The sequence below is a fragment of the Lysobacter stagni genome (assembly GCF_030053425.1).
Classification (GTDB): Bacteria; Pseudomonadota; Gammaproteobacteria; order Xanthomonadales; family Xanthomonadaceae; genus Lysobacter_J; species Lysobacter_J stagni.
On sequence record NZ_JASGBI010000001.1, the window covers coordinates 1,827,547 to 1,847,440 of the forward strand.

General features: G+C 68.4%; 24 protein-coding genes. 19 read left to right on the plus strand and 5 right to left on the minus strand.

The annotated features are described in order from the left end of the window. Positions 1–17 precede the first annotated feature (17 nt). From QLQ15_RS08270 to QLQ15_RS08280, 3 genes are read left to right on the plus strand one after another with little or no spacing between them, the layout of a single operon-like run. The gene (locus QLQ15_RS08270) at positions 18–512 is read left to right on the plus strand and encodes a chemotaxis protein CheW (protein ID WP_283212340.1); all 495 of its coding nucleotides are present in this window, start codon (positions 18–20) and stop codon (positions 510–512) included. After that, positions 509–1,582 (plus strand): acyltransferase family protein, encoded by a 1,074-nt coding sequence (locus QLQ15_RS08275; RefSeq protein ID WP_283212341.1) that lies wholly within the window; start codon positions 509–511, stop codon positions 1,580–1,582. Before QLQ15_RS08270 ends, QLQ15_RS08275 begins: the two co-directional genes overlap by 4 nt. A gap of 42 nt (positions 1,583–1,624) precedes the next feature. Then, complete coding sequence (locus QLQ15_RS08280; RefSeq protein WP_283212342.1) at positions 1,625–1,999, plus strand: hypothetical protein; 375 nt, start codon at positions 1,625–1,627, stop codon at positions 1,997–1,999. A gap of 22 nt (positions 2,000–2,021) precedes the next feature. Here the strand turns inward: QLQ15_RS08280 and QLQ15_RS08285 are convergent, their stop codons facing one another. Beyond that, positions 2,022–2,759: a 16S rRNA (uracil(1498)-N(3))-methyltransferase gene (locus tag QLQ15_RS08285; RefSeq protein ID WP_283212343.1), complete on the minus strand. Its 738-nt coding sequence runs from the start codon at positions 2,757–2,759 to the stop codon at positions 2,022–2,024. Next, positions 2,750–4,177 carry an adenosylmethionine--8-amino-7-oxononanoate transaminase gene (bioA, locus tag QLQ15_RS08290; RefSeq protein WP_432277790.1) on the minus strand — a complete coding sequence of 476 codons (1,428 nt, stop codon included), beginning with the start codon at positions 4,175–4,177 and terminating at the stop codon, positions 2,750–2,752. The genes QLQ15_RS08285 and bioA overlap by 10 nt, the downstream gene beginning before the upstream one ends. A 111-nt stretch (positions 4,178–4,288) precedes the next feature. Here bioA and nudE point away from each other — a divergent pair, with 111 nt between their 5' ends. From nudE to QLQ15_RS08310, 4 genes are read left to right on the plus strand one after another with little or no spacing between them, the layout of a single operon-like run. Then, positions 4,289–4,840, plus strand: coding sequence for an ADP compounds hydrolase NudE (gene nudE, locus QLQ15_RS08295; RefSeq protein WP_283212345.1), 552 nt, complete (start codon positions 4,289–4,291; stop codon positions 4,838–4,840). Beyond that, entirely contained in the window at positions 4,837–5,655 is an 819-nt protein-coding gene (gene cysQ, locus QLQ15_RS08300; protein ID WP_283212346.1) for a 3'(2'),5'-bisphosphate nucleotidase CysQ, read from the plus strand. The genes nudE and cysQ overlap by 4 nt, the downstream gene beginning before the upstream one ends. Next, the gene (gene mazG / locus QLQ15_RS08305) at positions 5,652–6,488 is read left to right on the plus strand and encodes a nucleoside triphosphate pyrophosphohydrolase (RefSeq protein ID WP_432277791.1); all 837 of its coding nucleotides are present in this window, start codon (positions 5,652–5,654) and stop codon (positions 6,486–6,488) included. Before cysQ ends, mazG begins: the two co-directional genes overlap by 4 nt. 50 nt (positions 6,489–6,538) lie before the next feature. Beyond that, complete coding sequence (locus QLQ15_RS08310) at positions 6,539–6,841, plus strand: Mpo1-like protein (RefSeq protein WP_283212348.1); 303 nt, start codon at positions 6,539–6,541, stop codon at positions 6,839–6,841. Positions 6,842–6,843: 2 nt separating this feature from the next. Here the strand turns inward: QLQ15_RS08310 and QLQ15_RS08315 are convergent, their stop codons facing one another. Then, positions 6,844–7,185 (minus strand): DMT family protein, encoded by a 342-nt coding sequence (locus QLQ15_RS08315; protein ID WP_283212349.1) that lies wholly within the window; start codon positions 7,183–7,185, stop codon positions 6,844–6,846. A gap of 101 nt (positions 7,186–7,286) precedes the next feature. Here QLQ15_RS08315 and QLQ15_RS08320 point away from each other — a divergent pair, with 101 nt between their 5' ends. From QLQ15_RS08320 to QLQ15_RS08345, 6 genes are all read left to right on the plus strand, one after another. Then, entirely contained in the window at positions 7,287–8,003 is a 717-nt protein-coding gene (locus tag QLQ15_RS08320; protein ID WP_158982465.1) for a response regulator transcription factor, read from the plus strand. 15 nt (positions 8,004–8,018) lie between these two features. Then, positions 8,019–9,296: a sensor histidine kinase gene (locus QLQ15_RS08325; protein ID WP_283212350.1), complete on the plus strand. Its 1,278-nt coding sequence runs from the start codon at positions 8,019–8,021 to the stop codon at positions 9,294–9,296. Positions 9,297–9,464: 168 nt separating this feature from the next. Continuing rightward, complete coding sequence (locus QLQ15_RS08330; protein ID WP_283212351.1) at positions 9,465–11,030, plus strand: efflux RND transporter periplasmic adaptor subunit; 1,566 nt, start codon at positions 9,465–9,467, stop codon at positions 11,028–11,030. 8 nt (positions 11,031–11,038) lie between these two features. Beyond that, on the plus strand, positions 11,039–11,743 hold the full coding sequence (locus QLQ15_RS08335; protein WP_283212352.1) for an ABC transporter ATP-binding protein: 705 nt from the start codon (positions 11,039–11,041) through the stop codon (positions 11,741–11,743). Next, positions 11,740–12,981, plus strand: coding sequence for an ABC transporter permease (locus QLQ15_RS08340; protein ID WP_283212353.1), 1,242 nt, complete (start codon positions 11,740–11,742; stop codon positions 12,979–12,981). Before QLQ15_RS08335 ends, QLQ15_RS08340 begins: the two co-directional genes overlap by 4 nt. 163 nt (positions 12,982–13,144) lie before the next feature. Continuing rightward, a complete protein-coding gene (locus QLQ15_RS08345) occupies positions 13,145–14,164 on the plus strand; it encodes an isoaspartyl peptidase/L-asparaginase family protein (RefSeq protein ID WP_432277792.1) in 1,020 nt (339 codons plus the stop codon). Positions 14,165–14,328: 164 nt separating this feature from the next. Here the strand turns inward: QLQ15_RS08345 and QLQ15_RS08350 are convergent, their stop codons facing one another. After that, positions 14,329–14,805, minus strand: coding sequence for a VOC family protein (locus QLQ15_RS08350; RefSeq protein WP_283212354.1), 477 nt, complete (start codon positions 14,803–14,805; stop codon positions 14,329–14,331). 20 nt (positions 14,806–14,825) lie between these two features. Continuing rightward, entirely contained in the window at positions 14,826–15,128 is a 303-nt protein-coding gene (locus QLQ15_RS08355; RefSeq protein WP_283212355.1) for a putative quinol monooxygenase, read from the minus strand. 309 nt (positions 15,129–15,437) lie between these two features. Here QLQ15_RS08355 and QLQ15_RS08360 point away from each other — a divergent pair, with 309 nt between their 5' ends. The 6 genes from QLQ15_RS08360 to lgt all read left to right on the plus strand — a co-directional run bounded on the left by QLQ15_RS08360 (position 15,438) and on the right by lgt (position 19,893). Next, positions 15,438–15,821, plus strand: a complete 384-nt coding sequence (locus QLQ15_RS08360; protein WP_283212356.1) for a diacylglycerol kinase — start codon at positions 15,438–15,440, stop codon at positions 15,819–15,821. Between the two features lie 18 nt (positions 15,822–15,839). After that, complete coding sequence (locus QLQ15_RS08365; RefSeq protein WP_283212357.1) at positions 15,840–16,577, plus strand: TerC family protein; 738 nt, start codon at positions 15,840–15,842, stop codon at positions 16,575–16,577. Positions 16,578–16,727: 150 nt separating this feature from the next. Next, positions 16,728–17,390, plus strand: coding sequence for a LemA family protein (locus QLQ15_RS08370; protein WP_283212358.1), 663 nt, complete (start codon positions 16,728–16,730; stop codon positions 17,388–17,390). A gap of 177 nt (positions 17,391–17,567) precedes the next feature. Beyond that, positions 17,568–18,434, plus strand: a complete 867-nt coding sequence (locus QLQ15_RS08375; RefSeq protein WP_283213972.1) for a TPM domain-containing protein — start codon at positions 17,568–17,570, stop codon at positions 18,432–18,434. A gap of 18 nt (positions 18,435–18,452) precedes the next feature. Beyond that, positions 18,453–18,941: a TPM domain-containing protein gene (locus QLQ15_RS08380; protein ID WP_283212359.1), complete on the plus strand. Its 489-nt coding sequence runs from the start codon at positions 18,453–18,455 to the stop codon at positions 18,939–18,941. 67 nt (positions 18,942–19,008) lie between these two features. Next, complete coding sequence (gene lgt / locus QLQ15_RS08385; RefSeq protein ID WP_283212360.1) at positions 19,009–19,893, plus strand: prolipoprotein diacylglyceryl transferase; 885 nt, start codon at positions 19,009–19,011, stop codon at positions 19,891–19,893. Position 19,894: the final 1 nt, after the last annotated feature.

The window sequence follows — 19,894 nt, forward strand, 5'->3', positions numbered from 1 at the left end:
GAATTAGGATCACGATCATGGCCAATCCGAATCCCGTCCAGCTTCCCGGTACCGAGAGCGACATCCGGGGCGTGCTGATCCAGGTGGCCGGCGGCCGCCTGCTCCTGCCCAACGCGACCATCGCCGAGGTGCTGTCGTATGCGGAGCCGGACGCCGTCGCTGGTGCGCCGGACTGGCTGCTCGGCCGCATGCGCTGGCGCGGTTGGCAGCTGCCGCTGGTGGCCTTCGCACGACTGGCCGGCCTGGCCAACGAACGCGGCGGACTGGGCAGCAAGGTGGTCGTGCTGCGCGCGCTGGGCGGCAATCCGCGCGCACCGTACTTCGCGCTGCTGACGCAGGGCTTCCCGCGACTGGTGACGGTGTCCCGCGAGGCGCTGATGGTGGTCGAGGACCACAACCCGCTGCCCAACGGCGTGCAGGCGCGCGTGCTGCTCAACGAGGACGCGGCGTTCCTTCCGGACCTGGGCGCCATCGAAGACCAGATCGGCGTCGCGCTGACGCAGGCGGCTTGAGCGCAACAGACACGCGCTTCGCGTCCGTCGATGCCCTGCGCGGCATCACGGTCGCTGCCATGCTGCTGGTCAACAACCCGGGCGACTGGGGCCACGTCTATGCGCCGCTCGAACACGCGGCGTGGCACGGCTGCACCCCGACCGACCTGATCTTCCCGATGTTCCTGTTCATCGCCGGCGCGTCCATCGCGCTGGCGCTGTTGCCGCGCCTGGAGCGCGGCGACGACGTGGGCGCACTGACGAAGACCGTCCTGCTGCGCGGCGCGCGCATCGTCGGCCTGGGCCTGTTCCTGCACCTGTGCGCACTGTGGGCGTTCGAACTGCCGCATTACCGCGTGATGGGTGTGCTCCAGCGCATCGGCCTGTGCTTCGCGCTCGCCGGCGTGGTGGCGTTGCATGTGCGACCACGCACGCAATGGGCGTTGCTGGCAGCGTTGCTGGCCGGCTATGCGTGGTTGCTGGCCGCCGGTGGAACGCTCGAACCGTTCGTGAACATCGCCAGCCGAATCGATCACGCGGTGCTCGGCGTGCACGTCTATCAGCTCGATGCAGCGACCGGTAGCGGCCACGATCCGGAAGGCCTGGTCAGCACACTGGGCGCATTGGCGACCACGCTGCTGGGCATCCGTGCCGGCGACTGGCTGCGACGCGGCGACTCACGTTCGTTGTGGATGGCCGGCACAGTCGCGATGCTCGCGGGCTGGGCACTCTCGTACTGGCAGCCGTTCAACAAGAACCTGTGGACGCCTGCATATGTGCTGTGGACCGGCGGCATCGCGAGCTGGGTACTGGCGGCATTCCATGCACTGGTCGATCGCCGCGGCTGGCCCGCACTGGGCCGCGCCTTTGGCGTCAACGCGATCGCGGCGTACGCCGGCTCGGCGTTCATGCTGTATGCGCTGGTCGCGTTCGGCTGGCTTGAACCGTTGTACCAGCACGGTTTCGCCGGTTGGATGACGCCGCGCTTCGGCCCGTTCGTACCGTCACTGGCGTACGCGCTGTGCTTCGTCGCGGTGTGGTGGGGCGTGGTGCGCTTGCTGGATGCGCGCAAGGTGTACTTCAAGATCTGAATCCGCAACGCCGGACATTCCGTCAACACGTCAGGGGGAAACGTGGAGAATCCGTATCAGAGTCCGAACGCCAGCGTCGTTACGCGCGAACGCGGCAACGATCTGCTCGATGACGTCGTTGGCGGCCAGAAGCAGGCCATCTGGGCCATGTTGCTGTACGTGGCCGCGGGGGTACTTCGCATCGGCCTGGCACCCATGGCGATGTTGGCACTGCTGTGCCTGCTGATGTCGTGGATGGGCATCTACCGGATGGGGCGTGGCCTTGGCTATCCCCTGTGGCTGCGCATCGTCCTGATCGTGCTGATGCTGGTTCCGCTGGTCGGCCTGCTGGTGCTGGTCTCGCTCAGCGCGCGTGCGACGTCGAGGCTGCGCAAGGCAGGTTATTCCGTCGGCTTGATGGGCGCGCGCAACTACTGAGGCGCGCACCGTTCGCGCGGTCTCAGCACAGATCCCCGAACCGCGCCTGCAGCGCCGCGATCGCGGCCAGGCCAGCCGTCTCCGTGCGCAGGATGCGCGGCCCCAGGCGCAGCCCGCGAAAGCCCGCGGCACGCAGTTGCTCGCGGTCGAGGTCGGACCAGCCGCCTTCGGGGCCAACGGCCAGAACCACCGGCGCATCGGCATCGATCGCCAGCGTGCCGAAGGCCAGGTCGCCTTCCGGGTCCAGGATCAGTCGCAGTCCGCCTGCGGGCAGGGATTCCAGCGTGGCTGCGAGCGAACGGGGTGCGGAGACGTCGGGCACGCGCGCACGCCCGCTCTGCTCGCAGGCCGACGACACCACGCTGCGCCAGTGCGCCAGTCGCTTCTCCGCGCGTGCTTCGTCCAGTTTCACTTCGCTGCGTTGCGACCACAGCGGGTGGAACGACGCCGCACCCAGCTCGGTCGCTTTCTGCAGGATCAGGTCCATCTTCTCGCCGCGCGCCACGCCCTGCAGCAGCACCAGTTCCAGCGACGACTCGCGTTCCACCGCCGCGGCCGAATCGATCGCCACGCGCAGCTCGCGCTTGCCGGCGGCAACGATGCGCGCCGCATAGTCGTGGCCATCTCCGTTGAACAGCACGCATGCGTCGCCGACGCCCAGGCGCAGCACGCGCACCAGGTGCGCGGCGGCGCTCTCGGGCAGCACGACCTCGGTACCGGCCGCGAGGGGTTGTTCGATATGGACGCGGGTCAGGCGCATGCGGCGGCCTCGTCGATGGCGTGGTCGATGGCTTCGCGCGTGGTGCGCGCGAGCAGTTGGAGCGCGTCGTCGTCCACGCAGTACGGCGGCATCCAGTACAGCACGTCGCCGAGCGGGCGCAGCAGCACGCCGCGCTGGAGCGCCGCGCGGTACGCGCGCAGGCCGATGCGCAGGGCGGGATCGAACGGGGTGCGTCGGTCGCCGCCGCGGGTGAGTTCGAACGCCACGATCATGCCGGCCTGGCGCACGTCGGCGACGTGCGGGTGATCCGCGAAGGGCGCGGCGAGTCCGGTCATCCGCGCCGAGGTGGCGCGGTTGCGCGCGATCACGTCGTCGCGTTCGATGATGTCCAGCGACGCCAGCGCGGCCGCGCAGGCCAACGGGTTGCCGGTATAGCTGTGCGAATGCAGGAAGGCCTTCTCGCGCGAGTCGTCGAGGAAGCCGTCGTAGATGCTCTGCGTCGCCAGCACCGCGGCCAGCGGCAGCGCACCACCGGTGAGGCCCTTCGACAGGCACAGCAGGTCGGGCTGCACGCCGGACTGCTCGGACGCGAACAGCGTGCCCGTGCGGCCGAAACCGACGGCGATCTCGTCGGCGATCAGGAACACGCCGTGCGCGTCGCACAGTTCCCGCGCCAGCTTCAGGTACAGCGGGTCGTGCATGCGCATGCCGCCGGCGCACTGCACGCGGGGCTCCAGGATCAACGCGCAGACCTCGCCGCCGTGGCGTTCGAGCAGGTCGCGCAGGCCGTCCGCGGCGCGGCGCGCGCGATCGGCCGGGCTCTCGCCGGGTTCGCACAGGTACGCGTCGGGCGACGGGGCGAACAACGCCTGCGCCAGCAGCGGTGCGTACACGCGGCGATACAGCGGGATGTCGCCCACCGCGAGCGCGCCGAGCGTCTCGCCGTGATAGCCGTTGTCGAGCGCGATGAACTTGGTGCGTCCCTCGACACCACGGTTGCGGAACCAGTGGAAGGTCATCTTCAGCGCGACCTCGACGCCGGCCGATCCGTTGTCGGCGTAGAACACCTTGGCCAGCGGCTCACGCCCGGCCTGGCGCGGGGCGATGGCCAGCAGCTTCTCCGCCAGCTCGACCGCGGGCACGTGCGAGACGCCGGCGAGGATCACATGCTCCAGCGTGCGTGCCTGTCGCGCGATGGCGTCGGCGATCCGCGGTTCGGCGTGGCCGAACAGGTTGGTCCACCAGCTGCTGATGGCGTCGAGCGTGCGGCGGCCGTCGTGGCCCACCAGCCATGCGCCTTCGCCGCGGGCGACCGCCAGCAGGGGCAGGGTGTCGTCGCCCGAGCCGAGGGCGGCGCCGTGGTCGACGTGTTCGCGCATCTGCGTGCACGGGTGCCAAAGCACGGCCAGGTCGCGGGCGCGCCAGGCGTCTGCATCGGAGCCGGCGTTCGCTATCATCGGGGGATTCAATGGCTGCATCCGGCCATTATCGGCTGGAAGAGCGGAGCCCGTGCCATGCGCACGGCGCCCGTTTCTCCTGCGGTCCCGGCCCGAGCCCTTCCCCACGCCATGTCACGACGCCTGCCCACCATCCATCGCATCACCGAGCACGACGCCGGCCCGTACCGGCTGGAGCGCCTGGACCTCGAGTTCGCCAACGGCGAGCGTCGCCACTACGAGCGCCTGCACGGCCGCGGCCACGGCGCCGTGGTGGTGGTGCCCATGCTCGACGAGGACACCGTGTTGCTGGTGCGGGAGTACGCGGCCGGCGTGCACCGCTACGAGCTGGGGCTGGTGAAGGGCCGCATCGACGCCGGCGAGACGCCCGAACAGGCCGCCAACCGCGAGCTGAAGGAAGAGGCGGGCTACGGCGCGCGCGAGGTGACCGTGCTGCGCGCGCTGACGCTGGCACCCACGTACATGAGCCACGAGGCGTACCTGGTGCTGGCGCGCGACCTGTACCCCGAACGCCTGCCGGGCGACGAGCCGGAAGAACTGGAAGTGGTCCCGTGGAAGCTGGACCGCCTGCACGAGCTGATCCTGCGCGAGGACTTCTCCGAAGGGCGCAGCATCGCGGCCCTGTTCATCGCGCGCGAATGGCTGAGGACACAAACGGCATGATTCCGCACGCACTTCGCGAGGACGTGATCGCGCTGGCCCACGATGCCGCCGCCGCGATCCTGGGCATCTACGACAGCGAATTCGCGGTACAGCACAAGGACGACAACTCGCCGCTGACCGCCGCCGACCTGGCCGCGCACCGTTGCATCGTCGATGGCCTGGCGCGCATCACGCCGGACATTCCGGTGTTGTCGGAGGAGTCCGCGCACGAAGTGTCGACCGCACAGCGCCGGCAGTGGTCGCGCCTGTGGCTGGTCGATCCGCTGGACGGCACGCGCGAGTTCGTCAAACGCAATGGCGAATTCACCGTCAACATCGCGCTGATCGAAGACGGCGTGGCCGTGTTCGGCGTCGTGCAGGCGCCGGTCACCGGCGTGTGCTGGCACGGTGGTGCGACGCTCGGGGCGTTCCGCCGCGAAGGCGACCGTGAAGACACCTTGCGCGCGCGTGCGCCCGCGACCGCGCCACTGCGCGTGGCCGCCAGCCGTTCGCACCGCGACGCGCACACGCAGGCCTTCATCGATCGCATGGGCGCGACGCAGATCATGGGCATGGGTTCGTCACTGAAGTTCTGTCGCATCGCCGACGGCGGCCTGGACGTCTATCCGCGTTTCGGCCCGACCAGCGAATGGGACACCGCCGCCGGCCAGTGCGTGCTGGAGGGCGCGGGCGGTGCGGTGGTCGATCCGCAGGGACGTCCGTTCCGTTACAACCAGCGCGAACGCATCCTCAACGGCGACTTCATCGCGCTGGGCGACACCGCATTGCCGTGGCGCACGTGGCTCGACGAAACCGACTGGCACACGCCCGGATGAGCGCGCCCATGCACGACCACGACATTGGCCGCCTGCTGCAGATCATGGCCCGCCTGCGCGACCCGCAGGGCGGTTGCCCGTGGGACCTGGAGCAGGATTTCGCCACCATCGCGCCGTACACGATCGAGGAGGCCTACGAAGTGGCCGACGCGATCGATCGCGGCGATCTGGCGGACCTGAAGGACGAGCTGGGCGACCTGCTGCTGCAGGTGGTCTTCCATGCGCAGATGGCATCGGAGCAGGGCGCGTTCGCCTTCGGCGACGTGGTCGCGGCGATCTGCGACAAGATGGTGCGGCGTCATCCGCATGTGTTCGCCGACGCCGCAGTCGAGGACGCCGACGCGCAGACCGTCGCCTGGGAAGAACAGAAGCGTCGCGAGCGCGAGGCCAACGGGCATGAGGACCGCTCCGCGCTGGCCGGCATCGCACGCGGCTTGCCCGAATGGCAGCGCGCCGTGAAGCTGCAGAAGCGCGCCGCGCGCGTGGGCTTCGACTGGCCGGACGTGACGCCGGTGATCGCCAAGCTGCACGAAGAGATCGACGAGGTGCGGGTGGAATTCGCCGCGCTGGATGCCGCGCCGGACGATGCGGCGGTGCGCGACCGGCTGGAGGACGAGATCGGCGACGTGCTGTTCGTCTGCGCCAACCTTGCGCGCCACGCCGGCGTGGACGTGGGTGCGGCGATGCGCCGGGCCAACCTCAAGTTCGAACGCCGGTTCCGCGCCATGGAAGCGCTGGCCGCGGCCGACGGCACGCAGATGTCCGACTTGCCGTTGCAGGCGCAGGACCGCTTGTGGGATCGCGCCAAGGCCGATGAGAAGGCCGCCGGCTAGTTGTGGAAACGCCCCCGGCAGCGGGCACAATGGACTTGGAGGGAATGCCGATGAAACGCTTCGCCAGCTTCCGCGAGTTCTACCCGTTCTACCTCAGCGAGCACAGCAACCGCACCAGTCGCCGACTGCATTTCATCGGCAGCTGGGGCGTGCTGGCGCTGCTGGCCATGGCGGTGGTGCAGGGCAATGCCTGGTGGCTGCTGGGCGCGCTGTTCTGCGGCTACGGCTTTGCATGGATTGGCCACTTCTTCTTCGAGAAGAACCGGCCGGCCACCTTCAAGCACCCGTTCTATTCCTTCGCCGGCGACTGGGTGATGTTCAAGGACATCCTCAGCGGCAAGCTCAAGCTGTAACGCTATTCCAGGAAGATGAGCCAGGCCGCCACGGCGATCAGCGCGAAGCCGGCCCAGTGGTTCCACTTCAACGGCTGGCCCAGGTACCAGGCGGAAAAACCGGCGAACACCAGCAGGGTGATCACTTCCTGCATGCCCTTGAGCTGTGGCGCGGAATACACGTTGCTGCCGATACGGTTGGCCGGGACCATCAGGCAGTACTCGAAGAAGGCGATGCCCCAGGAGGCGAAGATCGCCACCATCAGTGGCGCGGACTTGTAGCGCAGGTGTCCGTACCAGGCGAAGGTCATGAAGACGTTGGAGCCGAACAGCAGCAGGATGGGAGCGAGTCGTTCCAGGGGCATGGGCGTTGGGGTCTGGGTTGTTCAGCAAACGGGGGTGGCCTTCACGAAACCTCCACCGGGTCCTAGGCAGCCTTCACAAAGCTGAAGCACCGGAGGTCTGCATGCAGGGCACCAGTACAAGGGACGGCGGCCTGGTTCTCATTGTCGAGGACAACCGCAACATCTCGGAAATGGTTGGCGAATACCTCGAGGGACGGGGATTCGAAGTGGACTATGCCAGCGACGGCCTCGACGGCTACCGCCTGGCGACGGAAAACAACTACGACGTCATCGTGCTGGATCTCATGCTGCCGCGCATGGACGGCGTGGAGCTGTGCAAGAAGCTGCGCGAGGAAGCGCGCAAGTCGACGCCGGTGCTCATGCTCACCGCGCGCGACACGCTGGACGAAAAACTCACCGGCCTGGGCGCCGGTGCCGACGACTACCTGACCAAGCCCTTCGCGATCCAGGAGCTGGAAGCGCGCCTGCGCGCGCTCATCCGCCGCGAACGCCGGCAGGTGGGCGGCGAAGTGCTGAAGGTGGCGGACCTGGTGCTCGATCCGGCCAGCCTGCGCGTGACGCGCGGCGGCAGCGAGCTGCAGCTCTCGCCGATCGGCCTGCGCCTGCTGACCATCCTGATGCGCGAGTCGCCGCGGGTGGTCAGCCGCCAGGAGATCGAGCGGGAGATCTGGGGCAACGGCCTGCCCGATTCGGACACGCTGCGCAGCCATCTGTACAACCTGCGCAAGACCATCGACAAGCCGTTCGACAAGCAGCTGCTGCATACCGTCCAGAGTGCGGGCTATCGCGTCGCGGACATCTCCCAGCCGCCGGACTGAGCGGCCCGAGAACCCATGGCGCACGGACTTCCGCGCAAGATCAAACTTGCGTTCATCACGCAGGCCCTGATCGGCAGCATCGTGATCACGGTGGGCATCCTGCTCACCGCGATCGTCGTGCGCCAGAAGGTCGTCGAACAACGCGTGGAACAGGAGGCGCGTGCCTTCTGGGTGGCGTACGCGCGCGATCCTGGCCACCGCCTGCCGAGCAGTTCGACGATGTCGGCCTATCTGGTCATTCCCGGCGTGGTCACCGCGCCGCTGCCGGACGAACTGCGCAACGTGACCGGCACCGGCGTGCGCCGTCTGCCAGACAGCGGCCGCCTGGTCTACGTCGACCGGCGCCCCCAGGGCACGCTCTACCTCGTGTTCTCGGCATGGCTGGCGGACCAGTCGGTGCTCTTCACCGGATTGGCTTCGCTGGTGTTGTCGCTGGTCACCAGTGGCGTGCTGATCTGGCTGACCTATCGCACGTCGAAGCGGCTGGTCACGCCAGTGAGCTGGTTGGCCAACCAGGTCGCGCATTGGGACCCGCGCGATCCCGATGCCAGCGCCATCGCGCCCGCGCACCTGCCACCGGATGCGGGCGATGAAGTGCGCAAACTGTCCCGCGCGCTGACCGGCCTGTCGCAACGCGTGGGCGATTTCGTCCAGCGCGAGCGCAACTTCACCCGCGATGCCAGCCACGAGTTACGCACGCCGCTCACCGTGATCCGTGTCGCCACCGACCTGATGCTGGCCGATCCGGACAACACGCCGCGCGCGCAACGCTCGCTGGCGCGCATCCAGCAGGCCGGACGCGACATGGAGTCGGTGATCGAGGCCTTCCTGATCCTCGCCCGCGAAGCGGACGTGGCGCCGCAGAGCGAGGAATTCGACGTGCGCGACATCGTCGTGGCCGAGATCGAACGCGTGCGCCCCATGCTCAGCGAGCGCCCGGTGACCCTGAGCCTGCACGACGAAGGTGCGCCGCGACTGGTGGCGCCGCCGCACGTATTGCGGGTGATGGTGGGCAACCTGCTGGGCAACGCCGTGCGCTTCACCGAAACCGGCGATATCGAAGTGCGGCTCATGCCCGACCGCGTGGTCATCCGCGACAGCGGCATCGGCATGTCGCCTGAAGTGCTGGCCAAGGCCTTCGACCCGTTCTTCCGCGCCGACTATGCCGACGGCGATGGCAAGGGCATGGGCCTGTCGATCGTGCGCCGGCTGGGCGAACGCTTCGGCTGGCCCGTGAGTCTGGCCAGTGCGCCGGGGCAGGGCACGACCGCGGTGATCCGCTTCGCCCGCTGAGCGGCCTCCCGAGGCGCGCGCCGCTGCGACGCAATCGCGCCAGCGCGCATCATGGACAGAAGTCCGCCGTGCCTGACACGATCCCTTGACTGAACGAATCCGCGACGCGGCTGTCAACCGTGGCGTCGCTGGTGCGTTGTCGCCGGCATAACCCTCGAATCGAGCCTCATGAGCGCAGCCCGCCCAGCCCCCCGCAATGCCCGCAAGCCCACTCCCTGGATCCGCCACGGCATCGCCGCGGCGGTCGTGCTGGTACTCATCGCCGGTGGCGCCTTCGTGTGGCGCAAGCGCGGCGCGGAGGCCGAAGCCGGTGCGTTCCGCACCGCGCCGGTCGAACGCGGCGACATCCGCGTCGCGATTTCCTCCACGGGCACGCTGAGCGCCATCTCCACCGTCACGGTGGGCAGCCAGGTGTCCGGCCAGGTCACCGGTGTGCTGGTGGATTTCAACGATCCGGTGAAGCGCGGCCAGGTGATCGCGCGCATCGATCCCAAGACCTACGAGGCCCAGATCGCCCAGGGCAACGCGCAGGTCGCCAGTGCGCGCGCCTCGCTCTCGCAGGCGCAGGCCACGCTGGTCAATGCCGAACTGGACTACCAGCGCAAGTCGGACCTGGGCGCGCGCCAGCTGGTCGCGCGCAGCGACGTGGACCTGGCCAAGGCGGCGCTGGACCAGGCACGCGCGCAGGTGAATTCCGCGCAGGCCGTGATCCGGCAGCAGACCGCTTCCACGCAGACCACGCAGGTCAACCTGGATCGCACCGTCATCCGCTCGCCGGTGGATGGCGTGGTGCTCACGCGCAGCATCGAGCCCGGCCAGACCGTGGCTGCCAGCCTGCAGGCGCCGGAGCTGTTCACCATCGCCGAGGACCTGGCGAAGATGAAGATCGAGCTGGCCGTCGACGAGGCCGACATCGGTCAGGTGCGTACGGGCCAGAACGTGTCGTTCACCGTCGATGCCTTCCCCGATCGCCAGTTCCGCGGCATGGTCGAACAGGTGCGCCTGTCGGCGACGACCACGAACAACGTGGTCACCTATCCGGTCGTGGTGACCGTGGACAACAGCGACGGCACGCTGCTGCCCGGCCTGACGGTGAACGCGGAAATCGAAGTGTCGCGGCGCGACGACGTGCTGAAGGTGTCCAACGCGGCGCTGCGCTTCAAGCCCGCCGACGAAGCCAATGCGGCCGCGGATGCCGCGCCGCAGCCGGGCGGAAGCCCGCGTGGCGGTAGCGGCATGTTGGATGATCTGTCCCGAACCGCGGGCACGCTGAAGTTGAATGCCGACCAGCAGGCCGCGTTCGACAGTGCGCTGTCCGCCGTGCGCGAGCGTCAGCAGGCGCGCCAGGCGCAGGCCGCGCAGCAGGGCGGCGGCAATCGCCTGTTCGGCGGTGGCGGTGGTGGCGGTCCGGGCGGCGGCCCCCGCATGGTGGTGGCGGGCGGAGGCGCGGGCGGCAACGCGCAGGCGCAGATGCGCCAACGCATGGCCGAACGCTTCAAGGAAGACTTCGGTCCCTTCCGCGCGCTGCTGGATCCGGCGCAGCAGAAGGAATGGGATGCCGCGCTGTCGGCGCTGCTCAACGCCAAGCGCGCGCCGCTGTATCGCCTGGTGGATGGCAAGCCCGAACGCGTGATGGTGCGCATCGGCGCCAGCGACGGCAGCAGCACGGAAATCTCCGGCGGCGGCCTGAAGGCCGGCGATGCGGTGGTGACCGGCGAGCGGGCCCGTCAGTGAGCGATGGCATGAGTGCGATCGTCCCTCCCGTTCCGGTGATCCACACCCAACGCCTGTGCAAGACCTACGCGGCGCACACCGAGGCGGAAGTGCAGGCATTGCGCAACGTGGACCTGAGCATCCATCGCGGCGAGTTCGTCGCGATCATGGGGCCGTCGGGTTCGGGCAAGTCGACGCTGATGAACCTCATCGGCTGCCTCGACACACCCACCGCGGGCACCTACGAATGCGATGGCGTGGACGTGTCCACGCTGGATGCCGAAGACCTTGCGGTCCTGCGTCGCGACAAGATCGGTTTCGTCTTCCAGGGCTTCAACCTGTTGCCGCGCATGAGCGCGCTGGACAACGTGGCGATGCCGCTGGGCTACGCGCGCGTGCCTCCGCACGAACGCATCGAACGCGCGCGCCAGGCGCTGGTGGACGTCGGCCTGGGCGAGCGCGTCTCGCATCGCCCCAGCGAGCTGTCCGGCGGCCAGCAGCAGCGCGTGGCCATCGCGCGCGCGCTGATCAACCGGCCGCCGATCCTGCTGGCCGACGAGCCCACTGGCGCGCTCGACAGCAAGACCGGCGAGGAGATCCTCGCGCTGTTCAAGCGTCTGCGCGACGAGCAGCACACTGTGGTGCTGATCACCCATGACGCCGACGTCGCCGCCCATGCCGACCGCATCTACGTGATGCGCGATGGCGAGTTGCATCAGGAGGGCGCGGCATGAACTTCTCCGACATCCTGCGCACCGCCATCTATGCGCTGCGCGGCAACTGGATGCGCAGCGCGCTGACATCGCTGGGCGTGATCATCGGCATCGCCGCGGTGATCGTGATGGTGTCCGTTGGGCAGGGCACGCAGCAGGAAATCGACAAGATGGTCTCCGGCCTGGGTTCGCAGCGGCTGGACATCAACCCGGGCGCGGGTCGCGGTCCCGGCGGTGGCGGCGTCCGCATGAGCGCCAGCAGCTTCTTCACCCTCAACGAGGGCGACGTCGACGCAATCCGCAGCGAAATCCCCGAAGTGCAGTACGTGGCCGGCGCGCTGCGTGGCAGCACGCAGGCGGTGTTCGCCGAGAACAATGCACCGACCAGCTGGCAGGGCGTGCAGCCGGACTTCTTCGACATCAACGGCTGGGTCGTGCAGAACGGCGAAGGCTTCGACACGCAGGACTACACCAGCGCGGACAAGGTGGTGATCCTGGGCGAGACCGTGCGCCGCACGCTGTTCGGCGACGACCCCGGCATCGGACAGACCATCCGCCTGGGACGCGTGCCGTTCACGGTGGTGGGCACGCTCAAGCCCAAGGGGCAGGGCGGCTTCGGACAGGACCAGGACGACGTTGTGATGGTGCCGCTGCAGACCGCTCGCCGCCGCCTGATGGGCGCGATGGGTTTGCCGGCCGGCGCGGTGATGCAGGTCGCGCTGACCGTGGCCGATGCGAAGGACCTGACGTATGCGCAGGGCGAAGTCGAGGCGCTGCTGCGCCAGCGTCATCGCATCAAGCCTGGCGACGAGGACGACTTCAACGTACGCAACATCTCCGAGATCGTGGCCACGCGTACCGCGACCACGCGCCTGATGTCGCTGTTGCTTGGCGCGGTGGCGACGATCTCGTTGATCGTCGGCGGCATCGGCATCATGAACATCATGCTGGTCTCGGTGACCGAGCGCATCCGCGAGATCGGCCTGCGCATGGCGGTGGGCGCGGGGCCTTCGGACGTGCGTCGGCAGTTCCTCGCCGAGGCGATGCTGCTCTCGCTCGGCGGCGGCGTGCTGGGCATCGTGATCGGCGTGGTGGGCGCGCTGCTGGTGGGCCGGTTCGGCTCGCTGCCGGTGGCGCTCAATGGCCAGGTGATCGCGCTGGCGGCCACGTTCTCGATCATGACCGGCCTGTTCTTCGGCTATTACCCGGCGCGCAAGGCCTCGCAGCTGGATCCGATCGAGGCGCTGCGGCAGCAGTGATCCATTGCGCGGAGGGGCATGGGCAGGCCCCTCCGCATCAGCCGCTTCATTCGTTACGGAAAATGTCGACCGCGACCGCGACCGCGACCGCGACCGCGACCGCGACCGCGATGACGCGGCAGGCGCTATCCTCAGGACCCGACTCACGCGCCTCCCGACGCTCATGCGCCTGCTCATCCCGCTGCTTGCTTTCGCCATGACCCTCAACGCCCATGCCGCCGAGCCGTCCGCCAAGCCGAAGACGGCGCTGGTGATCCACGGCGGCGCCGGTTTCGTGCCGAAGGATTCGATCACGCCGGAAGAGCGCACCGCGTATCACGCGGCGCTCAACCGCGCGCTGGATGCCGGCAACGCCGTGCTGCAGCGCGGAGGCAGTGCGCTCGATGCGGTGACGGCCGTCGTGGTGGTGATGGAGGACGCGCCGCAGTTCAACGCCGGCAAGGGCGCCGTGTTCAACGCGAAGGGCGCGCATGAGCTCGATGCATCGATCATGGAAGGCCACACGCGCCGCGCGGGCGCCGTCGCGGGCGTCACGACCATCAAGAATCCGATCAAGCTGGCGCGCGCGGTGATGGAGCACAGCCCCCACGTGATGCTGGCCGGCGCGGGCGCCGAGGCGTTCGCGGACACGCGTCCGGAGATCGAGCGCGTGCCCAACACCTACTTCGATACCGACAAGCGTCGCCAGCAACTGGAGAAGGCGCAGCGCGAGGAGGCGGCCAAGGGCAAGCGCGAGGCGCGCAATACCGACGGCGATGCGCCGACGTATTTCGGCACGGTGGGTGCCGTGGCGCTGGATGCACAGGGGCATATCGCCGCGGCCACCAGCACCGGCGGCATGACCAACAAGAAGTGGGGCCGCGTGGGCGATTCGCCGATCATCGGCGCCGGCACCTGGGCCGACGAGCGCTGCGGCGTGTCGGGTACGGGCTGGGGCGAGTTCTACATCCGAAACGCGGTCGCGCACGACATCTGTGCACGCATGGCCTACCGCGGCGATTCGCTGCAGGTCGCGGCCGAGGACGTGGTCAACAAGGTCGTGCCCGCCGCCGGTGGCGATGGCGGTGCGATCGCGCTCGACCGTGACGGCAACATCGCCATGCCGTTCAACAGCGGCAGCATGTTCCGCGGATGGATCAAGCCGGACGGCACGCGCGGTACGGCGATCCACGAGGGCGAGTGAGGCGCTCAGCCGCGGCAGGTGAGCGTTCATCATCTGCTGCTCGCTGTCCCGCAGGGTGAGCGCTTCAGCGCCCTGTCGACTTCACCACTCCCACTCCGCCGCCCCTCACCCCAACCCCTCTCCCGCGGGGAGAGGGGCTTCGTGCTGCAATCGCAACGACGGCTCTACGCCGTCAGCCCCGCCTGCTGCTTCATCCATTCGTCCATGCGCCGCTTGAGTTCCTCCGGCGACACGTCTTCCACGTGCGTGGCCAGGCTCCACTTGTGGCCGAAAGGATCGATCAGCGTGCCCATGCGGTCGCCCCACGCCTGATTCTCCACCGGGCGGTCGGGCTTCGCTCCGGCTTTCACGGCGTGTTCGTAGGCGCGGTCCACGTCGGGCACGTAGATGACGAAGCTGGCGGTGGCGCCGCCGCGCGATTTCGGCCCCAGCGCGCCGATGTCCGGCCATTCATCCGAGAGCATGAGCATGCTGTTGCCGATGCGGATCTCGGCGTGACCGATCTTGTCGCCCATCGGCAGCCGGTAGATTTCCTCGGCGCCCAGCGCATCACGGTAGAAATCGAGCGCGGCTTTCGTGTCGTCGACGATCAGGTAGGGCGTGACGGTGTGATAGCCCTCGGGAGTGCTGGGAACGCTCATGGAGAACTCCGGTGGCCGCGTCAGTGCGGCAGCTTGCTGGCCAGCAGGTCGACCCGGTCGATCCGCGGCGGCTGGGACAGCAGGTCGTCGGCCCGTTCCATCAGGGCCGCGGCGATCGGGCCGTCCAGGTGCGCCTGGCGGCCGGCTTCGTTGTCGAAGGTGTCGTAAATGCCGAACGAACTCGGCCCGAAGCGCAGGGCGAACCAGGTCCGGGTGCCCGGCTCGGCCTCGGCCAGGGGCAGGGCGCTGCGCAGGAACTGTTCGAGCTGCTCTTCCTTGCCGGGTTTGGCCTCCAGGCGGGCCAGCAATGCGCAACGTGACATGGCGGCGGCTCTCCGGGGCGGGCCGCTCAGCCTAGGCGCGGCGACGCTAAGGGCGCGCGAAAAAGACGCTACGCGGAGCTGACCGCACGCCGTGCGGTGGCCCGGGGTCATGGGCCAGGGGCGGGGGGCTTGTGGCAAAATCGGCCCCCTGCCGCGGCCCTGCCGCGCCTCTTCCTTCGCCCGATACCGACCATGCCGATCGCCGTTCCGTCGTCCCCAGCCGTGTGCGCGTCGTCGCCCGGAACCGGCCCCAGGCCGGTGATCGCTGCCAGCGGCCGGTCTGTCCGGCCCTCCGCTTGAGTCGCCGACATGGCTGATGCGTTCGGTCATCTGCCGCGCGGCCCCGCGCGCATCCTCAAGGCGACGCGCTGGTCGATGCAGGGGCTGCGGGCCGCCTGGCTGCACGAGTCCTCCTTCCGCCTGGAGGTCTACCTGTTCGTCGCCCTGGCTCCGGTGGGCTGGTGGCTGGGCCAGACCCCGGTCGAACGGGTGCTGATGATCGGCTCGATGCTGCTGGTGCTGAGCGTGGAGCTGCTCAACTCCGCGGTCGAAGCCGTCATCGAACGCTACGGAGCGGAGTTCCACGAACTGGCCGGGCGCGCCAAGGACATGGGCTCGGCCGCCGTGTTCGTGGTGATGATGAACGTACTGCTGACCTGGGGCGCGATCCTGCTGCCCCGACTGATCCGATAGAACCCGGGAAGACCGCTAGTGATTGTCGAACTGCTCACCGATCCGCATGTGTGGATCACCCTCGTTACCTTGAGCGCGATCGAGATCGTGCTCGGTATCGACAACCTCGTCTTCATCTCCATCGCCGTCAGCAAGCTGCCCTACGCCCAGCGCGAGAAAGCGCGCAAGTTCGGCATCGCGGTGGCGTGCATCACGCGAATCGCGCTGCTGCTGACGCTGGCGTGGCTGGCCGGCCTCACCAACGACCTGTTCAACGTCCTCGGCCAGGGCATCTCGGTGCGCGACCTGGTGCTGATCCTGGGTGGTGCCTTCCTGCTGGTGAAGGGCACGATGGAGGTCAAGGACCTCATCATCGGCGAGACCGAGGAAGAGGACATCCACACCAAGCCCAAGGCGTCGTTCATGGGCGTGATCGCGCAGATCGCGGTGATCGACATCGTGTTCTCGCTGGACTCGGTGATCGCGGCGGTGGGCATGGCCAACCACACGCCGGTGATGGTGGCGGCGATCCTGCTCGCCGTCGCCGTGATGCTGCTGGCGTCCAAGCCGCTGGGGCATTTCATCGACCACAACCCGACCATCAAGATGCTGGCGCTGGCCTTCATCGTGCTGGTGGGCGTGTACCTGATCGCCGACGGCTTCGAGCTGCACATCCCGAAGGGCTACATCTACGGCGCCATGGGTTTCTCGGCGCTGGTCGAATGCCTGAACCTGTGGGCCAAGCGCCGCGCGCAGCGTCGCCTCCAGCCGGAATAAGCGCGCCGCGATGGCACGCGACAAACGGCCTCCTCCGGGAGGCCGTTTTCGTTTGGAGGCGATAACGCCCGCGTAACAAATCGCGCCGCCATTGCGCGCCGCCCGGCCGGATGGTGGAATGCCGGCCAACGACACGGAAGGAGTTCCCCCATGATCCGTCTGGTGCAAGCGTTGGTGCTGCTCATGCTCGTCGCCGTGCTCAGCGGCTGCGGATACAACACCATCCAGCAGAAGGACGAGGCGGTGAATGCCGCCTGGTCGGAAGTGCTCAACAACTACAAACGCCGCGCCGACCTGGTGCCCAACCTGGTCGCGACCGTGAAGGGCTATGCCAGCCACGAAGAACAGGTGCTGACCCGGGTGACCGAAGCGCGTTCGCGCGTGGGCAGCATCAACGTCAACGCCAACGATCCGGCGTCGCTGGCGCAGTTCCAGCAGGCGCAGGGCGAGCTGCAGAGCGCCATCAGCCGGTTGCTGGTGGTCAGCGAGAACTACCCGCAGCTCAAGGCCGACCAGAACTTCCTGCAGCTGCAGGCGCAGATCGAAGGCACCGAGAACCGGATCACCGTGGCGCGCCAGCGCTTCATCAAGGCGGTGCAGGACTACAACACCTACATCCGCCAGTTCCCGGTGAACCTCACCGCGATGGTGTTCGGCTACAAGCCCCGGCCCAACTTCACCGTCGAGAACGAAGCGCAGATCCAGGAAGCGCCGAAGGTCGATTTCGGCACGCCTTCGCAGCCGCCGCAGCAGCAACAACAGCCGCAACAGCCGCAACAGCCGCAACAGCAGCCGGCGCCGTCGAACGGCTGATCCGGGGCGCAGGCGGAAGTGCAGGGATCGCAAGACCTCGTCATTCCCGTGAAAGCGGGAAGCCAGCGACTTTCGAAGGCAGCCATGGCAACGACACTGGATCCCCGCGCTCGCGGGGATGACGAGCACGACAAGACGGCCAGGCCCGGCGCGTGGCGACGTCTCTTCGCGCTCGTGATGCTGCTGCTTGCCTGCACGCTTGCCCAGGCGCAGGACCTCGCGCCGATCCCTCCGCTGACCTCGCCGGTGGTCGACACCACCGGCACACTGGACGCGGCGACGAAGCAACAACTCGAATCGCAGGCGCTGGCGCTGCAGCAGCGCAAGGGCAGCCAGCTGCAGGTGCTGATGGTGCCGACCACTCAGCCGGAAGACATCGCCGAGTACGGGGTGCGCGCCTTCGAGCAGTGGAAGATCGGCCGCAAGGGCGTGGACGACGGCGTGCTGCTGGTGGTCGCCAAGGACGACCGGCGCGTGCGCATCGAAGTGGGCTATGGCCTGGAAGGTGCGATTCCGGATGCGACCTCGGCGCGCGTCATCCAGGAATACCTGGTGCCTAAATTCCGCAGCGGCGACTTTGCCGGTGGCATCACCGATGCCAGTGCGGCGCTGGTCAAACTGATCGACGGCGAGCCGCTGCCCGCACCGATGGCCGACCACACATCCCAGCGCGGTCGTGGCGGCAGCAGCTGGCTCTTCGCGTTGTTCGTGGCTTTCGTCGCGGCGCAGTTCGCGCGCGGCATCTTCCGTGGTGCGCCCACGGTGATGCGCGGCCTCCTGGGTGGCGCGGTGGCCGGCGGCATCGCGTGGTTGCTGTCGTCGCTGGTGGTCGGCGGCATCGGCGCGATGATCGGTTTCTTCACGGGCCTGGCGTCCATGCCCACCGGCCGCTACGCGCGCGATCGCGGCTACGGCGGTTGGGGAGGTTGGGGCGGCGGCGGTGGAGGTTGGGGCGGTGGCGGCGGCTTCGGCGGTGGTGGTGGAGGCGGCTGGGGCGGCGGCGGTGGCATGAGCGGAGGCGGTGGTGCCTCCGGCAGCTGGTAAACGGGGAAGGGACTCGGCATGCGACTGTTCAAGCACCTGTTCCCCCCGTCGGCCAAGCGCCTGTTCCCGGGCGAGAGCCTGCAGCGCATCACGCAGGCCATCGCGCGCAGCGAGCAGGGCCACACCGGCGAGATCTGTTTTGCCGTCGAGCCCGCGCTGCATCCGCGTGCCGTCCTGAACGGAACCCTGGCCCGCGACCGCGCGCACGAGGTTTTCGCCAGCCTGCGCGTGTGGGACACCCACGCCAACAACGGCGTGCTGCTCTACCTGCTGCTGGCCGACCACCGCATCGAGATCGTCGCCGACCGCGGCTTCGCCGGGCGCGTGAGCGACGAACAGTGGCGCGGCGTCTGCCAGTTGATCGAGGAGCGTCTGCGTGCGGGCGAAGCCGAGGCCGGCGTGATGGCGGGCGTGGAGGCGCTGTCGGCCATCCTGGTCGAGCACTTCCCCCGTGCCGAGGGGCAGCACGACGCCAACGAACTGCCGGACCTGCCGTACATCCTGTGATCGGCAACGCGATGGCGACCACCGTCGGGCACAATAGGATCCACGCCGCCCGGAGCCGTCCTGCCGCATGACCGTCCTGCACACGATCGATCCGATCGCACTTCACCTGGGACCGGTGCAGGTGCACTGGTACGGGATCATGTACCTGCTCGGATTCGGCACGGCCTGGTGGCTCGGACGCCAGCGCGTGCGCGCCGGGCGCCTGCCGGGCGTCAACGAGCAGTCCTATGGCGATCTGCTGTTCTACGCGATGCTCGGCGTCGTGCTGGGCGGGCGACTGGGCTATGTCTTCTTCTATTCCTTCAGCGATCTGCTGAAGGACCCGCTCATGCTGTTCCGCATCTGGGAAGGCGGCATGAGTTTCCACGGCGGACTGATCGGCGTGGTCGCGGCGGCATGGTGGTGGTCGCGCCGCCACAGACTGCACCTGATGGACACCGTCGACTTCCTCGCACCGCTGGTGCCGCCGGGGCTGGGATTCGGTCGGCTGGGCAACTACATCGGCGGCGAGTTGTGGGGCAAGTACACGCAGGCCGGCTGGGGCGTGATCTTCCCGCGCGCGGAGTCCGAATTCGCCGGCGTGCCGCTGCCGCAACTGCAGGCGCAGTTCGCGACGGGCGCGCTGGACCGCTTCGCGCGGCATCCCTCGCAGCTGTACCAGGCTTTCCTCGAAGGGCTGGTGATGTTCCTCCTGCTGTGGTGGTTCTCCAGCAAGCCGCGACCGCGCTATGCGGTTTCGGGCCTGTTCGCGCTGCTGTACGGCTGCTTCCGTTTCCTGGTCGAGTTCGTGCGCGTGCCCGATGCGCAGATCGGCTATCTCGCCTTCGGTTGGCTGACGATGGGCCAGGTGCTGAGCCTGCCGCTGATCGCACTGGGACTGTTCTGGCTGCTGCTGTGGTCGCGCCGCCAGCCCACGCTGGAGCCGCAGCCGATGCCGGCGGCAACGAAGTGAC

What these genes read in the sequence shown, in the direction of transcription:
- QLQ15_RS08330 (WP_283212351.1), top strand. Translation starts at nt 9,465, where the DNA reads ATGAGCGCAGCCCGCCCAGCCCCCCGCAATGCCCGCAAGCCCACTCCC.
- bioA (WP_432277790.1), bottom strand. Translation starts at nt 4,177, where the DNA reads ATGATAGCGAACGCCGGCTCCGATGCAGACGCCTGGCGCGCCCGCGAC.
- QLQ15_RS08375 (WP_283213972.1), top strand. Translation starts at nt 17,568, where the DNA reads ATGCTGCTGCTTGCCTGCACGCTTGCCCAGGCGCAGGACCTCGCGCCG.
- QLQ15_RS08355 (WP_283212355.1), bottom strand. Translation starts at nt 15,128, where the DNA reads ATGTCACGTTGCGCATTGCTGGCCCGCCTGGAGGCCAAACCCGGCAAG.
- QLQ15_RS08345 (WP_432277792.1), top strand. Translation starts at nt 13,145, where the DNA reads ATGCGCCTGCTCATCCCGCTGCTTGCTTTCGCCATGACCCTCAACGCC.
- QLQ15_RS08370 (WP_283212358.1), top strand. Translation starts at nt 16,728, where the DNA reads ATGATCCGTCTGGTGCAAGCGTTGGTGCTGCTCATGCTCGTCGCCGTG.
- QLQ15_RS08335 (WP_283212352.1), top strand. Translation starts at nt 11,039, where the DNA reads ATGAGTGCGATCGTCCCTCCCGTTCCGGTGATCCACACCCAACGCCTG.
- QLQ15_RS08320 (WP_158982465.1), top strand. Translation starts at nt 7,287, where the DNA reads ATGCAGGGCACCAGTACAAGGGACGGCGGCCTGGTTCTCATTGTCGAG.
- QLQ15_RS08380 (WP_283212359.1), top strand. Translation starts at nt 18,453, where the DNA reads ATGCGACTGTTCAAGCACCTGTTCCCCCCGTCGGCCAAGCGCCTGTTC.
- QLQ15_RS08270 (WP_283212340.1), top strand. Translation starts at nt 18, where the DNA reads ATGGCCAATCCGAATCCCGTCCAGCTTCCCGGTACCGAGAGCGACATC.
- QLQ15_RS08325 (WP_283212350.1), top strand. Translation starts at nt 8,019, where the DNA reads ATGGCGCACGGACTTCCGCGCAAGATCAAACTTGCGTTCATCACGCAG.
- QLQ15_RS08360 (WP_283212356.1), top strand. Translation starts at nt 15,438, where the DNA reads ATGGCTGATGCGTTCGGTCATCTGCCGCGCGGCCCCGCGCGCATCCTC.
- cysQ (WP_283212346.1), top strand. Translation starts at nt 4,837, where the DNA reads ATGATTCCGCACGCACTTCGCGAGGACGTGATCGCGCTGGCCCACGAT.
- mazG (WP_432277791.1), top strand. Translation starts at nt 5,652, where the DNA reads ATGAGCGCGCCCATGCACGACCACGACATTGGCCGCCTGCTGCAGATC.
- QLQ15_RS08285 (WP_283212343.1), bottom strand. Translation starts at nt 2,759, where the DNA reads ATGCGCCTGACCCGCGTCCATATCGAACAACCCCTCGCGGCCGGTACC.
- QLQ15_RS08350 (WP_283212354.1), bottom strand. Translation starts at nt 14,805, where the DNA reads ATGAGCGTTCCCAGCACTCCCGAGGGCTATCACACCGTCACGCCCTAC.
- QLQ15_RS08310 (WP_283212348.1), top strand. Translation starts at nt 6,539, where the DNA reads ATGAAACGCTTCGCCAGCTTCCGCGAGTTCTACCCGTTCTACCTCAGC.
- QLQ15_RS08315 (WP_283212349.1), bottom strand. Translation starts at nt 7,185, where the DNA reads ATGCCCCTGGAACGACTCGCTCCCATCCTGCTGCTGTTCGGCTCCAAC.
- nudE (WP_283212345.1), top strand. Translation starts at nt 4,289, where the DNA reads ATGTCACGACGCCTGCCCACCATCCATCGCATCACCGAGCACGACGCC.
- QLQ15_RS08340 (WP_283212353.1), top strand. Translation starts at nt 11,740, where the DNA reads ATGAACTTCTCCGACATCCTGCGCACCGCCATCTATGCGCTGCGCGGC.
- lgt (WP_283212360.1), top strand. Translation starts at nt 19,009, where the DNA reads ATGACCGTCCTGCACACGATCGATCCGATCGCACTTCACCTGGGACCG.